The following is a 13,570-nucleotide window of genomic DNA, read 5'->3' on the forward strand; positions in this document are numbered from 1 at the left end:
GCTGCTGCACCGGCGCACGCAGCTGCGCGGCGGCGTGCGGGCCGCCGAGTGCGCCGAACTGATGCAGCGCTTTTTCAGTATGAAGCGGAAATAATCTACTTTTGGCGTGTCGCCTCCGGCCACCGCAACCATGCGCCCAGCTGGCGGTTTACCACGCACACGCACTCCCTCTCTTCACCAACCCAACCCTTTTTCAATTATGGCTTTTGAACTGCCCAAACTCCCGTATTCCTACGATGCCCTCGAACCCACGTTCGACGCGCAAACCATGGAAATCCACCACTCGAAGCACCACCAAGCGTACGTAACCAACCTGAACGCGGCTATCGCGGGCACGGAGATGGAAAATCAGTCCATCGAGGAAATCCTGCACAACATTGCCAAGGCCCCGGCGGCCGTGCGCAACAACGGCGGCGGCCACTACAACCACTCGCTGTTCTGGACCATCCTGTCGCCCAACGGCGGCGGGCAGCCCACCGGCGCCGTAGCCGAGGCCATCAACAAGGCCTTCGGTACCTACGACAAGTTCAAGGAAGAATTCACCAAAGCCGCCACCACGCGCTTCGGCTCGGGCTGGGCCTGGCTGTGCAAGCAGGCCGACGGCTCAGTGCAAATCTGCAGCACCCCCAACCAGGACAACCCGCTGATGCCCGAGTCGGGCTGCAAAGGCACCCCCATCCTCGGCCTCGACGTGTGGGAGCACGCCTACTACCTCAAGTACCAGAACCGCCGCCCCGACTATATCGCCGCCTTCTTCAACCTCATCAACTGGGACGAAGTGAACCGCCGCTACGCCGAGGCTTACGCCGCGTAGTTTCGGTAGCGTTATTAACAGAAAGGCCCGTTTCCGGTAGGAGGCGGGCCTTTTTTCAGCTTAAGACGCTATTCTTCCACTAGGCTTCTATCGACTAAACCCGCGAGAAATGCACCAAAACTATCGGCGAGTTGCACATCTTGCTCCATCTCCGTATCAATCCAAGCCACACTTGGAATCGGGCCATTGCGATAATCCAGGGTAATAAACCAGTGTCCGTCCCCGCTAAGCAAAACTTGCTTTTCCGGCAATCCCCATTCTTGAGTCATATACTCCGTATCCAAGATACTTACCGGGCCGTGGTCACTGGGAAGTACAAGGCCGAAGAGTTCATCAAAGGGGACATGCGTTTCTGACCAAGAAGTTGCGTTATTAGTGAGAAAAGCAAACCCGCGCGTGTAGCCTCCATTCTGCTGTTTCAGCAAGGCTAATAGTTCATGCGGAAGCTGTATCCTGAGTGTTTGCTCTGCTTGCGACACGAATTCATCGCTAAGCGCAGGCACTTTCGGAGATGCCGGGTCCCAGAAGGCAGTTAAATCAATCATTACGGGGCTTGAATGTTGAAATGGAATAAAGCAAAGTAAGTTTTCTTTCCCCTAAATCCATTTCCAAAGCTGCCCAAGCCGCCTAATGTGGCTGCTGGAGTCCCGGAAACGCATGCCCCCAGGCAACGCACCTGCAACGCTTGCTGGCAGCGGCTGGCGCAAGCCGCCCGCCCGCCCATCAGACCGGCATTATGTTTTTGCGAAAGCCAGCCAAAAACAATTCGTGTACGTACCTGCTTTATCACCGCGTTTCATTGAACCCGGCGACTCACGCACGACGCCACTTCATTCGACCTCATGTCCAGCAAAGCTTTTGAGCCCGCCCAACTCGGCCCGCTCACCCTCACCAATCGCATCGTAATGGCACCCATGACGCGCAGCCGCGCCCTGGGCAACGAAGCCAACGAGCTGATGGCCGAGTACTACCGCCAGCGCGCCACCGCCGGCCTCATCATCTCCGAAGGCGTGTCGCCCGCGGCCGATGGCCTGGGCTACGCCCGCATTCCCGGCCTGTTCACGACGGAGCAAGCCACCAACTGGCAGCGCGTGACGGAAACCGTGCACCATCACGGCGGCCACATCTTCATTCAGCTCATGCACGCCGGCCGCGTGTTCCACCCCCTCAACCTACCCGAAGGGGCCGAAGGCGTAGCCCCCTCGGCCATCGCCGCCAAAGGCCAGATGTGGACCGACCAGCAGCAGATGCAGGACCAGCCCACGCCCCGCGCCCTCACTACCGAGGAAGTGGCCGAAGTGGTGCAGCAGTACGCTCACAGCGCCAAGCTGGCCCTCGAAGCCGGTTTCGACGGCGTGGAAGTGCACGGCGCCAATGGCTATCTGCCCGAGCAGTTCCTGAACCCGAACAGCAACCAGCGCACCGACCAGTACGGCGGCAGCGTGGAAAACCGCGCCCGCTTCGTGCTCGACGTCACCCGCGCCGTGGCCGCCGAAATCGGTTCCGACCGCACCGGCGTGCGTCTCTCGCCGGGCAGCACCTTCAACGACATGGGCGCCTACCCCGAAATGCCCGAAACCTACGCCTACCTGGCTGCCGAGCTGCAAAAAATCGGCGTGGCCTACGTGCACCTTGTGGGCACGGCCTACATTCCGGCCGAAGTGCTCGACATCATCCACGCCGCCTACACCGGCCCCGTCATCTACAACGGCGGCTACCGCGACCTGGCCCGCACCGAAGCTGACCTCACCGGCCGCGCCGCCTTCATCTCCTTCGGCACCGCCTACATCTCGAACCCCGACCTCGTGGAGCGCCTGAAAGCTGGCCAGCCCCTGGCCGAAGCCGACCAGGCTACCTTCTACGCCCCCGGCCCCAACGGTTTCGCCGACGGCTACACCGACTACCCCACGGCCGACGGGAAGCCCGCCGGCTCGTTCTCGCCTGACTACGTGGCGTAGGTTGGTAGTGGGTCAGCGGCAATCGCAGCAAAAATGGCTGTCATGCTGATTACATCTGCTTAGAAGCTACCCTCAGTGGCCAATAGAAGCCCCTGCGAAGCCCGCCCCCACCGGGCGCTTCGCAGGGGCTTTTTTATTTATCTTTGACGGTCCCGGCCCATGCGCCGCGCCTGCATTTGCCTTATCCCACCCCTTTTGCCCTGTTCCCGCATGAATACGAAGTTGCGCCTCACCATCCTGAGTTTCCTCCAGTTCTTCATCTGGGGCTCGTGGCTGATTACGATTGGCGCCTATTGGTTCCAAACCAAGCAATGGTCGGGTGCCCAGTTCGGCGCCATTTTCTCGACTATGGGCATTGCGTCCATTTTCATGCCCTCGCTCATGGGCATCGTGGCCGATAAGTACGTGAACGCCGAGAAGCTCTACGGCGTGCTGCACATTCTGGGCGGGCTCGTGCTGTGCGCCATCCCGCAGGTAACCGACCCCGGCACGTTCTTCTGGGTTATCCTGCTGAATATGATTTTCTACATGCCCACGCTGGCGCTGTCCATCGCCGTGTCGTACTCCATCCTGAAACGGCAGGGGCTTGATGTGGTGAAGGACTATCCGCCCATCCGCGTGTGGGGCACCATCGGCTTCATCGTGGCCATGTGGACGGTGAGCCTGCTGGGCTTCGAGAAGTCGGCCAGCCAGTTCTACGTGGCGGCCGGCGCGGCCATTCTGCTTGGCCTCTACTCGTTCACGCTGCCGGCCTGCCCGCCGCAGTCGGCCAACACCTCCAGCCAGAACCTGGCCGAGATTCTCGGCCTTAAGTCGTTCGCCATCCTGCGCGACCGCAAGATGCTCACCTTCTTCCTGTTCGCGCTGCTGCTAGGCGCCGCCCTGCAGCTCACCAACGCCTACGGCGACACCTTCCTGCACGACTTCGATAAGAACCCGGCCTACCGCGACACCCTCTCGGTGAAGTACCCGGCCATCATCATGTCCATCTCGCAGATTTCCGAGACGCTGTTTATCCTCGCCATTCCGTTCTTCCTGCGCCGCTTCGGCATCAAGCAGGTCATGCTGTTCAGCATGATTGCCTGGGTGCTGCGCTTCGGCCTCTTCGCCTACGGCAACCCCAGTGAGGGCCTCTGGATGATTATCCTCTCGTGCATCGTGTACGGCATGGCCTTCGACTTCTTCAACATCTCGGGCTCGCTGTTCGTCGAAACCCAGACGCAGCCCAGCATCCGGGCCAGCGCCCAGGGCTTGTTCATGATGATGACCAACGGCTTCGGCGCGGTGCTGGGCAGCTCGCTCAGCGGCCTCATCATCCAGCACTACTTCACCGATGCCGCCGGCAATAAGGACTGGCACAGCATCTGGCTCACGTTCGCCGCCTACGCGCTGATAATTGCGGTGCTGTTCGTGTTTATTTTCAAACACAAGCACACCACGCAGCTGGTGGAAGACTCGGCGCACACCGCGCCGTTGCTCTCGGTGGAGCAGGCCTAGAATGCAGAGGTAGGGGCGGACCCCGCCCCTACCTCAAAACAAACAGCACAAGATTGGTATAAAATCAGTCTGCTTTTGGTATAAAGAAAAAGCCCCTTCCGCGCACGCGGGAGGGGCTTTTTGCTGCATCAGCGCCGCAATTTAGCGGCGACTGAGACTATTTGGTGCCGAAGAAGAACTCGCCTTCAATCTGGGCGTTTTCGTCCGAGTCCGAGCCGTGCACGGCGTTGGCTTCGATGCTCTTGGCGTATTTCTTCCGGATGGTGCCTTCCTCAGCGTTGGCCGGGTTGGTGGCGCCGATGAGCGTGCGGAAATCAGCCACGGCGTTGTCTTTCTCGAGAATAGCCGCCACGATGGGGCCGCTCGACATGTACTTCACGAGGTCGCCGTAGAAAGGACGCTCCTTGTGCACGGCGTAGAAATCGCCGGCGCGCTCGGGGGTGAGGTTTACTTTCTGGAGCTCCACGATGCGGAAGCCGCCGGCCTCAATCATGCTCAGGATGCCACCAATGTGGTTTTCCTGAACGGCGTCGGGCTTAATCATCGTGAAAGTGCGGTTGGTGGCCATTGCGTTGGTCGGGGGAAATGGGATGTTGAAAAAACGTATTGCGGTGCAAAAGTAAGGACAAAGCCCGCCGTGGGCGTTGGCCGGGCCCACGGGGCCCTTCGGCGCTTTTGCGCGAACCTTCCGGAAGGCTTTCGCTGTTAAGACAAGATTTCTTCCGACTTTTGCCGGCCCAATTCTTTGTAAGCCACCAGCCCGCCGTTTCTAAAAGGGTTATTCTTGTTGTCGATGTCTAGTTCCATTTCCGCCCTGCGGGCGTTGCTGGCGCAGCCCAAACAGGTTGTCATCACCACTCACCACAAGCCCGACGCCGACGCGCTGGGCTCGTCGCTGGCCTGGGCCGGCTACCTCAAGCAAAAGGGCCACCACGTCACGGTCGTGACGCCGTCGGACTACCCCGCCTTCCTGAACTGGATGGAGGGCAACGATGAAGTGGTGATTTATGAAAAGCGCCAGAACGACCGGCAGGTGCGCGACCTCATTGCCCGCGCCGAGGTTATCTGCTGCCTCGATTTCAGCTGTTTGGGCCGCATCAACGAGTTGGGCGAGTACATCCGCCAGGCCAGCGCCACCAAGGTGCTCATCGACCACCACCAGCAGCCCGAAGACTTTGCCGACGTGGTATTTTCGGTGCCCACGGCCGCGGCCACGGCCGAACTCATTTTTGAAATCATCCGCGACCTGGGCGACCAGGACCTCATCACCCGCGGCATGGGCGAGGCGCTGTACGCCGGCATTATGACCGACACAGGCTCGTTTCGCCACCCCAGCACCTCGCGCAACGTGCACCTCATCATTGCCGAGCTGCTGAAGGTAAACATCGACCTCTCGTCGGTACACCGCCGCATCTACGACTCGCATTCCGAAATCCGCCTGCGCTTCCTGGGCTTTGTGCTGAAGGATAAGCTGGTGGTGAACCGCGAGTTCAACACGGCCTACATCGCCATCACGCAGGAGGAGCTGCGCGAGTACCAGAGCAAAACCGGCGACACCGAGGGCTTGGTGAACTATGCGCTCAGCATCGAGGGCATCGTGTTTGCAGCTGTTTTTATCGACCGCGGCGTGGCCGTCAAAATCTCCTTCCGCTCGGTGGGCAACTTCTCCGTCAGCGACTTCTCGCGTAAGCATTTCGATGGCGGCGGACACCACAACGCCTCCGGCGGCATCAGCTACGACAACCTCGATGCAACCGTGGAGCGCTTCCTGAGCATCCTTCCGGAGTACAGGGAGCAGCTGACGGGCGTGCCCGCCGCCGTAGCGCCGCCGGTGGTGTAACTTTACACCGTTTCTGACCCTTCACCTTTTTTATTTTCATGCGTTTTTCCTCCCGCTCTGCGCGGCAGCTGGCCCTGGCGGCCGGCGTGCTGGGCTTCGCTTCCCTCACCGCCTGCAACAAGGGTGGTGGCGACTTTGCCAAAACCAAGTCCGGCATCGAGTACAAGATTTTTAAGAAAGTAGGCAACAGCTACGAGCGCCGCGAAATCGGCCCCGATGGCGACCCTACGTACAAAGACCGGGTGGGCAAGTTCCTGATGGGCTACACCGAGTACCGCACCGGTAAGGATTCGGTACTGCAAAACACCCGCGCCGACATGGGCATGGCCGTGCCGATGCCCCTGCAGGAGCTGAAGCAGAAAGGCATGCCCGACGAGGCCCTCTCGCTGCTGCAGCCCGGCGACAGCGGCGTGTTCCGCTTCCAGGTCGACTCGCTCATCAAGCCCAAGTCGGGCCAGCCGGTACCCGGCTTCCTCAAGCGCGGCGGCCCCTACGTGCAGATGTTTGTGGCCACCCAGCCCAAGCTGGCTACGGCCGAAGAAGAAAAAGCCATGGAGCCCGAGCTGCAGAAGCGTTCGATGGCTGCGCAAATCAAGAAGCGCATGGCCTCGCCCGAATTCCAGAAGCAGGTGGCCTCGCAGCAGCAAAGCCTGAAAACCATGCTCGGTACCTCGAAAGTAGCTGAGCAGATGAAAATTGATGATGCGCTGCTGCAGGACTACATCAAGAAAAACGGCCTGAACATGCAGAAGACGCCGCTTGGCGTGTACTACCAGGTGCTGAAACCCGGCACCGGCGAAAAGCCTAAAACCGGCCAGATTGTGAGCGTGAACTACATGGGCACGCTGCTCAGCGGCAAAGTATTCGACTCGTCGGACAAGCAGGGCCGTCCCATCGACTTCCCCATCGGCCTGGGCCAGGTAATTCCGGGCTGGGACGAAGGCATTGCCATGCTGAACCCCGGCAGCAAAGCCATTCTGCTCATTCCGTCGCCGCTGGCGTATGGCCCCCGCGGCGCTGGTGCCGATATTCCGGCCAACGCGCCGCTGCGTTTCGAAGTGGAACTGGTAGCCGTTCAATAAGCGTTTTTTCTTCCAATTCCGGCCAACGGGCGGCGCGGCGCCACGGCCCGGGCCCGCTCGCTGGCCGGAATTACTTTCAGCTCTTCCCAACGATATGACTACTTCTCTGCTCCGGGCGCGCCTTTGGCTGCTGCTGGCCCTGCTACCGCTGGCCGGGTCGGCCCTGTGGGGCTGCGGCCAAACCACCTACCAGCGTCAACTGTCCGAGCATCAGGACCAGATGAAGCAGATTGACGACGACACGATTCAGAGCTACCTGCGGCGCAACAACCTGCTCAACAAGGCCACCAAAACCAATTCGGGCCTGTACGTAGTGAACCTGGTGGATGGTACCGGGCCGGCGGTGCAGTCCGGCAATCAGGTTCGGCTGAAGTACGTGGGACGGTTTCTGAGCACCGGCGCGCATCCGGCGTCCTACAACTATCCGGCTTCGCTCGGCGACCCTCGCTATACCCAGGGCACCATCTTCGACAACTCGGCTGATAATGGCTCTACTTGCGGCTGCGTGGTGTTCACGGCGGGTGCGGGCCTGGTGCCCGGCTTCACCGAGGGCCTGCTGCTCTCGCGCGTGGGCGACCGCAAGCTACTATTGCTGCCTTCGCGCCTGGGCTACGGCCCCGGTGGGTCTACCGGTATTCCGGCCGATGCGGCGCTGATGTTCGATATGGAAGTTCTCGGTATTCAATAAGCTGCCGTTGTATGTCTGTAGCAGGTTGCGGGAGTAAAAAACTGGTTGCGGGCCTGCTGCTGCTGGGCTTGCGGGCTGGCTTCGGTCCGATGGCTTGCGCCCAGGCGGGCCCGGGTCCCACTACGCCCCAGCCGTTGCTCGACACCCTGCAGGTTCCCCCACAGCGCACGCCCCACGGCGTGCGCTATGCGTTTCGGGTGCGCGGTACCGGCGCCTTGCCCCAGGCGGGCCAGCGCGTGAGTGCCCGCTACACTGGTTTTCTGCCCGACGGCCATTTGTTCGACTCTTCCGAAGGGCAGGGCGGCCTGTTGAAGTTTCGCGTGGGCCGGCACGAAGTCATTGCCGGCCTCGACGAAGTAATGCCCCTGCTGCCGGTGGGCTCGCGCGTGCGGGTCTGGATTCCGGCCGCGCTGGCCTACGCCGCCAAAGGCGTGCGCCACCCCGACGACGATGACCGGTTTCTGGTGCCACCCGGCACCCCGCTGGTGTTCGAGCTGGAGATTGTTGGGGTTCGCTAACGGGCCCGGCTGTTCATTTTTTCCTTTTCTATGAAACGTTTTTTGTTGGGCGCGCTTGGTGCGCTGCTCGGCCTGGCCCGCCCCGCGCAGGCGCAAGACCAGCCTTTTTCGCGCCTGCCTTCGGGCACCGAGTACCGGTTGTTTCGGGCCGATGCGGCCGGCAAATACCAGCCTCGGGCGCTGGCACCTACCGACGCTCCCTACGCCAGCCGCGCCGGCCAGGTGCTCACGGTATTTATGGAATTCCGCACCGGGCGCGACTCGGTGCTGATGAGCTCGCGCCGCATGCAGCCGCTGCCCCAGCCCGTGGCCCTGCCGCCGCAAACCACGCCCGGCAGCCTCGAAGAAGCCCTAGGCCTGCTGCTGCCCGGCGACAGCGCCGTGTTCCGCTTTCCGGCCGATACGGTATTTACCAAAACGTTCCACCAGCCCGTGCCGCCATTCATCAAGCGCGGCGGCAATACGCTGCTGGTATTGGCCAGCGCCCGCGAGCTGCTGACGATGGAGCAGATGATGGCCCGGCAAAAGCAAATGCAGGCCGAAATGGAGAAAAAGGCGGCCCAGCAGTCAGTCGCTCAAACTGCCAAAGACAACGCCCTCATTCAGGCCTACCTGAAAAAAAACCACGCCACCGCCAGAAAAACGGCCGGGGGCACCTCCTACATCATCAAGAAGCTGGGCACGGGCCCGCTGCCCAAAAAGGGCCAGCAGGTGAGCGTGCTCTACCGCGGCACGGTGCTGAGCACGGGCAAAGAGTTCGACTCGACGGCCAAGCGTAACAACACGCCCTTCACCTTCACGCTGGGCGTAGGCCAAGTGATTCCGGGCTGGGACCAGGGCGTCGCCATGCTTCCCAAAGGCAGCAAGGCTGTGCTGCTTATTCCCTCGCCGCTGGCCTACGGGGCCCGCGGGGCCGGTGCCGACATCCCCCCGAATACCGTATTGCGCTTCGAAGTAGAGTTGCTCGACATCAAGTAACCCCTACTCGCCACCAAAACGCCACTGCCCGAACGGTCCTTGCTGACGTTCGGGCAGTGGCGTTTTACCAGCGGGCCATTAATTTAGTACTTCCGACAGGATTTCCAGCGACCGAACCTCACCCATCTGCTCGACGTGCAGCTGGTAGTAACGGATGAGGACGTTCAGCAGCTCGTGCCGCACGCGGCCGTTGGGAATGGTGCTGCTGGTGGGCTCGCGCAGCAGCTCATCGAAATAGTGGTTGAACTCGCGCAGACGCAGCGTGGCTGGGCCAGTGGCCCCGGGCGCCGTGGGCGCATGGCCGGCCATAATCACCTGGTCGGTGAGCTCGGTGCCGGAGCGCACGCCAAAGCCCAGGTAGGCCGCCAACTCCAGCAGAAACACGAGCGCAAAATTCTCGGTACCCACCCTTTGTCGGTCAAACGCCAGAATAGAGTCGTGCAGAAACTGAAACAACGGTTCGTTCTGCTCTTCCTCGCGCACCGCCCGGCCCACTACTTCCGACAGAAACAGCACCACGCTGCTTTTCTGGATTTCGTAGGGCAGGGTCTGGAAGGGCTCGGCGCACCGATATTCCGACAGCCGGGTGAGGCCACTGCTGCCGCGCGCCACATAGGCCACCAGCTCAAGCAGCGTAAACGGCTGAAACAGCGCAATGCGGCCCGGCGGCTTGGCCTTGCGCACGCCATTCACCACGTAGGTCTGCACGCCCAGGCGCTCGGTGTAGACGCGCGCGATAATGCTGGTTTCCCGGTATTTGAGGTAGCTGAGGACGATGCCCCGGGTTTTGATTAGCATGGATTGATGAACAACGGGAAATAAAGGCGGAGGAATAACCGGTTAATCAACGACAATTCCGCCTGCTTCATTCCTCATTTGCTAAGTACGGCCACTTTGCTCACGCAGCCATTTTTACCATCGGCATCCGTCGAAAGCACCAGATAGGTGCCCGAACGCACCCGCTGCCCATCGGGCGTGGTCAGGTTCCAAGTAACGGCGCCGCCAGCGGCCGTAGTGGCGTACACGAGGTGGCCGGCCACGTCGGTAATTTTCACGATGGCATTGTTAGCCAAGCCCGTAATACCCACCAGGCCCTGAAAATCGGGCCGCACGGGGTTGGGGAAGGCGGCGGCGCATTTGGGTTCGCCCTCCGTTACGGTGGCGCCACCGCGGTAGGCCACCACGCCAGCGTCGGTGGCCACCCACACCTCGCCGGTTTTGTCGTTCACGTCCACATCCACAATGCGGTCGGAGGGCAGTGGGCTGTTGGCGGTAGTGAAGTGCAGCAGGGCTTCGTCGGCATCGGGGCTGAACAGCCATAGTCCGTGGTCGGTACCAAACCACTTGCGGTCGGCCCCGTCTACGGCAATAGCATGCACGGGCTCGGTGAACAGCGCCGGAAAACCCGTGCCGTCGCCGCGCCGCACAATGGGCGTCGTGAAGCCCAGCGTGGACTGAAACGGCCCGCTGGGGTCGTTGAACACAGCCACACCCTTGATGGTGGCGGCCCACATGTAGCCGCGCCGGTCTTTGGCCAAATCATAAATCTGGTTGTCGGGCAGGCCATTGGCTACGGTGAAAAACCGCGGCGGATTGGCATTTTCGGGGTCGATGGCAAAGATGCCCAGCGCCGCGCTCGACCCACCACCCCGGTCCGATTTGCGCGCTACCGAGGTCCAGGCGTTGCCCATATCATCGAGTGCAATCCGGTCGAGCACGTCGAAGCCCGGCGAGTAGGGAATCACCTTCCACGTGGTTGTGGCCGGGTCGAGAATCGATAACCCGGAAATATTTTCGCGCAGGTGGCGGTTCACTACCCACACTTTGCCCTCGGCCGTGGTGGCCACGTCGGTGATTTCGACGCGGTTGGCATCGCCAAAAGTGCCAAGCAAGGGGTTGGCCGTGGGCGTATTCTGGCCAAAGCTCCGGAATTTGCCCGGTCCCTGCCACTCGAGCAAGCCACCGCCATAATTGGCCACGTACAGCGTGCCATCGGGGGTACGCGCACCCCGCACCGGGCTGGTTGGGTTCGGAAAATCGGTGCTGCTGGGGTAGGTTGTAGCCGTGATGTTGGTCCACTGCCCCTTGGCATACTCGTAGAAGCCCGCCCGCAGCGAGTTGGGCGCGTACCGGTCGGAGTAGCCGCCCGTGAACACGTCGACAATACTGGTCCGGGCATCGGCCACCAAGCCAAACGCCGTGCTGCTCTCGGGGCCATTGGCCAGAAACGTTTCGGCGGGCTGCCCGGCCCGGAAGCGCTGCAGGCCCAACTGGTAGTTGGCTAGAAAGTAGCTGCCATCGCGGGAACGCACCACGTCGAGAATGGAATTGCCGCGTGCGGGGGGCACCACCACACTCACTCCGTTATTGGCATCAATCCGGCGCACACCGTAGTCGTCGTCAACCGTCAGCACGCCGATGCTGCTGGGCCGCAGGTTGCGAAACTGCGCCGTATAGGTATTGGGCACCGCCTGCCAGCTGCCCGCCCCGGCCGGGTTGAACACGTACACCGCGCCGGCAAACATGGCCCCCACGGCAGCATACACTTTGCCGTTGTAGGCCGCCACGTAGTGGTATACCTGCTGCGTGGCGTTGAGCGGCACGGGCAGGTATTGCGTCCAGCTGCGATAGTCGAGCAGGTTGCTGGTGAGCGCGCCGCGCAGCAGCCCGGCCGAAGTAGCGGCGTAGAGGTAGCCGTTGGCCACGGCCGCGTCGTACACGTTCACCACCGTGCCGCCGGGCCCGATGTTGCTGTACGTATCGCTAACTTCCAGCTTGTTGAGGTCAATAGCCACCAGGCCAAACGAGGTGGACAGGTATGCCTTGCCGGCCTCCACCGACAGCTGGTTGATGACTTTGCTGCCCTGAATGGACTTGCGCAGCACGTCGCTCAGGTTGCGCACCTGCCCGCGGGAGGTGAGCACGTCGACGTTGGCGTTACGGTAGGCCACCACCGTCTGGCGGGTGGTCGAGTCGTAGGCTACCGCCACGGCCGCCACGTCGCTCAGGCCATCGCGCGAGGAGAGTACCTGGGTGGTGTTCTGGCTTTTATCAAAAAAGTAAAAGGCGTTTTCGGCCACCACATACACCCGCTCGCCGGCATCGGCCAGGTGCAGCGGGTGGTTGGTGGGCAGGTGCAGCTGCCAGTCGCCGTAGCCTACACTGCCCTGCCCCAAGGCCACGCCGGCCCACAACATCAACCCTACTATGCCAACCCAACGGAAAAGGTGCAACATATGCGCAGCAAAAAAGCAACCTGAGAAAAAAGGCCAACCGATGTGGGTGGCCCAGGGGTAACGGCTGGCCCGGCGGTTTAGTGCACGGCCTGAGCCGGCTCGATGCCGGCCGGGGCTTTCACCTGCATCCCCTCCAGAAAGCAGGGCCGGCAGCGGGCTTCGTACGAGTCGGTTTCGCCAAGCAGTACCTGGCTGGCACTGGCGGCAATGCGGAACGAATACGAGGCAATTTCGCCGCAGCACACGCACACGGCGTGTACCTTGGTCACGTATTCGGCCGTGGCCAGCAGCGCGGGCATGGGGCCGAAGGGGCGGCCCAGGTAATCCATGTCGAGCCCGGCCACGATGACGCGCGTGCCATTATTGGCCAGCTGCGTGCACACGTCCACCAGCGAGTCGTCGAAAAACTGCGCTTCGTCGATACCCACCACGTCGGAACCGGCCGCCAGCAGCAGAATCTCGGACGCAATGGCTACCGGCGTCGAGCGGATGCGGGCGGCGTTGTGGCTCACCACGTCTTCGGCGTGGTAGCGGGTGTCGAGGGCGGGTTTGAAGATTTCGACCCGCTGCCGGGCGATGCGGGCGCGGGTAAGGCGGCGAATCAGCTCCTCGGTTTTGCCCGAAAACATGGAGCCGCACACCACTTCAATCCAGCCCCGGCGCGGGGCGTTGTGGCGGTTGCCGACGCGAGGTTCAATAAACAAAATGCAGCGCGGTTGAGGTGGTTGGAAATTTAAAGTTAGCGACGAACCGCCAAGCAGAAAACCGCCTGCCACCCAATAAAACCCAAGGCCGCAGGCGAATTGGCTGACTAGCAGCACGCACGCTGCGCAGCCGGCTTTGAATTGCGGGCAGCTAGGTGTAGCGCACGTGCGGTAGTTGCGTGGCTTCGGGCACGCGGCCTACCACGTGGCCGGCCGGCAGGCGCGCCTGGCAGGTGAGGCGCTCGCCGGGCAGCA

At 61.6% G+C, this 13,570-nt stretch carries 13 protein-coding genes; 8 read left to right on the top strand and 5 right to left on the bottom strand.

Annotated elements, in window-relative coordinates; genetic code table 11:
- The first annotated feature begins 199 nt into the window (after positions 1 to 199).
- A complete protein-coding gene (locus ACYVDE_RS05210) occupies positions 200 to 814 on the top strand; it encodes a superoxide dismutase (RefSeq protein WP_460500410.1) in 615 nt (204 codons plus the stop codon).
- Between the two features lie 68 nt (positions 815 to 882).
- Here the strand turns inward: ACYVDE_RS05210 and ACYVDE_RS05215 are convergent, their stop codons facing one another.
- Complete coding sequence (locus tag ACYVDE_RS05215; RefSeq protein WP_460500411.1) at positions 883 to 1,359, bottom strand: SMI1/KNR4 family protein; 477 nt, start codon at positions 1,357 to 1,359, stop codon at positions 883 to 885.
- A 297-nt stretch (positions 1,360 to 1,656) separates the two neighbouring features.
- Between ACYVDE_RS05215 and ACYVDE_RS05220 the strand changes: the two genes are divergently transcribed.
- Together ACYVDE_RS05220 and ACYVDE_RS05225 are read left to right on the top strand one after the other, a co-directional pair.
- Complete coding sequence (locus ACYVDE_RS05220) at positions 1,657 to 2,772, top strand: alkene reductase (protein WP_460500412.1); 1,116 nt, start codon at positions 1,657 to 1,659, stop codon at positions 2,770 to 2,772.
- Positions 2,773 to 2,982: 210 nt separating this feature from the next.
- The gene (locus ACYVDE_RS05225; protein WP_460500413.1) at positions 2,983 to 4,269 is read left to right on the top strand and encodes a nucleoside permease; all 1,287 of its coding nucleotides are present in this window, start codon (positions 2,983 to 2,985) and stop codon (positions 4,267 to 4,269) included.
- A 157-nt stretch (positions 4,270 to 4,426) separates the two neighbouring features.
- Here the strand turns inward: ACYVDE_RS05225 and ACYVDE_RS05230 are convergent, their stop codons facing one another.
- Positions 4,427 to 4,837, bottom strand: a complete 411-nt coding sequence (locus ACYVDE_RS05230; RefSeq protein ID WP_460500414.1) for a nucleoside-diphosphate kinase — start codon at positions 4,835 to 4,837, stop codon at positions 4,427 to 4,429.
- Positions 4,838 to 5,062: 225 nt separating this feature from the next.
- Here ACYVDE_RS05230 and ACYVDE_RS05235 point away from each other — a divergent pair, with 225 nt between their 5' ends.
- From ACYVDE_RS05235 to ACYVDE_RS05255, 5 genes are all read left to right on the top strand, one after another.
- Positions 5,063 to 6,109, top strand: coding sequence for a DHH family phosphoesterase (locus ACYVDE_RS05235; protein ID WP_460500415.1), 1,047 nt, complete (start codon positions 5,063 to 5,065; stop codon positions 6,107 to 6,109).
- A gap of 38 nt (positions 6,110 to 6,147) precedes the next feature.
- The gene (locus ACYVDE_RS05240) at positions 6,148 to 7,191 is read left to right on the top strand and encodes an FKBP-type peptidyl-prolyl cis-trans isomerase (RefSeq protein WP_460500416.1); all 1,044 of its coding nucleotides are present in this window, start codon (positions 6,148 to 6,150) and stop codon (positions 7,189 to 7,191) included.
- A gap of 94 nt (positions 7,192 to 7,285) precedes the next feature.
- A complete protein-coding gene (locus ACYVDE_RS05245) occupies positions 7,286 to 7,879 on the top strand; it encodes an FKBP-type peptidyl-prolyl cis-trans isomerase (RefSeq protein WP_460500417.1) in 594 nt (197 codons plus the stop codon).
- A gap of 134 nt (positions 7,880 to 8,013) precedes the next feature.
- Positions 8,014 to 8,397: an FKBP-type peptidyl-prolyl cis-trans isomerase gene (locus ACYVDE_RS05250; RefSeq protein WP_460500418.1), complete on the top strand. Its 384-nt coding sequence runs from the start codon at positions 8,014 to 8,016 to the stop codon at positions 8,395 to 8,397.
- A gap of 30 nt (positions 8,398 to 8,427) precedes the next feature.
- A complete protein-coding gene (locus ACYVDE_RS05255; protein WP_460500419.1) occupies positions 8,428 to 9,375 on the top strand; it encodes an FKBP-type peptidyl-prolyl cis-trans isomerase in 948 nt (315 codons plus the stop codon).
- Between the two features lie 78 nt (positions 9,376 to 9,453).
- Here ACYVDE_RS05255 and recO read toward each other — a convergent pair whose 3' ends face one another.
- From recO to ACYVDE_RS05270, 3 genes are all read right to left on the bottom strand, one after another.
- On the bottom strand, positions 9,454 to 10,173 hold the full coding sequence (recO, locus tag ACYVDE_RS05260; RefSeq protein WP_460500420.1) for a DNA repair protein RecO: 720 nt from the start codon (positions 10,171 to 10,173) through the stop codon (positions 9,454 to 9,456).
- 74 nt (positions 10,174 to 10,247) lie between these two features.
- Positions 10,248 to 12,611 (bottom strand): type IX secretion system anionic LPS delivery protein PorZ, encoded by a 2,364-nt coding sequence (gene porZ / locus ACYVDE_RS05265; RefSeq protein WP_460500421.1) that lies wholly within the window; start codon positions 12,609 to 12,611, stop codon positions 10,248 to 10,250.
- Between the two features lie 77 nt (positions 12,612 to 12,688).
- Positions 12,689 to 13,315: a thymidine kinase gene (locus ACYVDE_RS05270; protein WP_460500422.1), complete on the bottom strand. Its 627-nt coding sequence runs from the start codon at positions 13,313 to 13,315 to the stop codon at positions 12,689 to 12,691.
- Positions 13,316 to 13,570: the final 255 nt, after the last annotated feature.

This window comes from Hymenobacter agri (assembly GCF_054778495.1).

Coding starts and splice junctions, on each gene's coding strand:
- ACYVDE_RS05210 (WP_460500410.1), top strand. CDS start 200: ATGGCTTTTGAACTGCCCAAACTCCCGTATTCCTACGATGCCCTCGAA.
- ACYVDE_RS05215 (WP_460500411.1), bottom strand. CDS start 1,359: ATGATTGATTTAACTGCCTTCTGGGACCCGGCATCTCCGAAAGTGCCT.
- ACYVDE_RS05220 (WP_460500412.1), top strand. CDS start 1,657: ATGTCCAGCAAAGCTTTTGAGCCCGCCCAACTCGGCCCGCTCACCCTC.
- ACYVDE_RS05225 (WP_460500413.1), top strand. CDS start 2,983: ATGAATACGAAGTTGCGCCTCACCATCCTGAGTTTCCTCCAGTTCTTC.
- ACYVDE_RS05230 (WP_460500414.1), bottom strand. CDS start 4,837: ATGGCCACCAACCGCACTTTCACGATGATTAAGCCCGACGCCGTTCAG.
- ACYVDE_RS05235 (WP_460500415.1), top strand. CDS start 5,063: ATGTCTAGTTCCATTTCCGCCCTGCGGGCGTTGCTGGCGCAGCCCAAA.
- ACYVDE_RS05240 (WP_460500416.1), top strand. CDS start 6,148: ATGCGTTTTTCCTCCCGCTCTGCGCGGCAGCTGGCCCTGGCGGCCGGC.
- ACYVDE_RS05245 (WP_460500417.1), top strand. CDS start 7,286: ATGACTACTTCTCTGCTCCGGGCGCGCCTTTGGCTGCTGCTGGCCCTG.
- ACYVDE_RS05255 (WP_460500419.1), top strand. CDS start 8,428: ATGAAACGTTTTTTGTTGGGCGCGCTTGGTGCGCTGCTCGGCCTGGCC.
- recO (WP_460500420.1), bottom strand. CDS start 10,173: ATGCTAATCAAAACCCGGGGCATCGTCCTCAGCTACCTCAAATACCGG.
- porZ (WP_460500421.1), bottom strand. CDS start 12,611: ATGTTGCACCTTTTCCGTTGGGTTGGCATAGTAGGGTTGATGTTGTGG.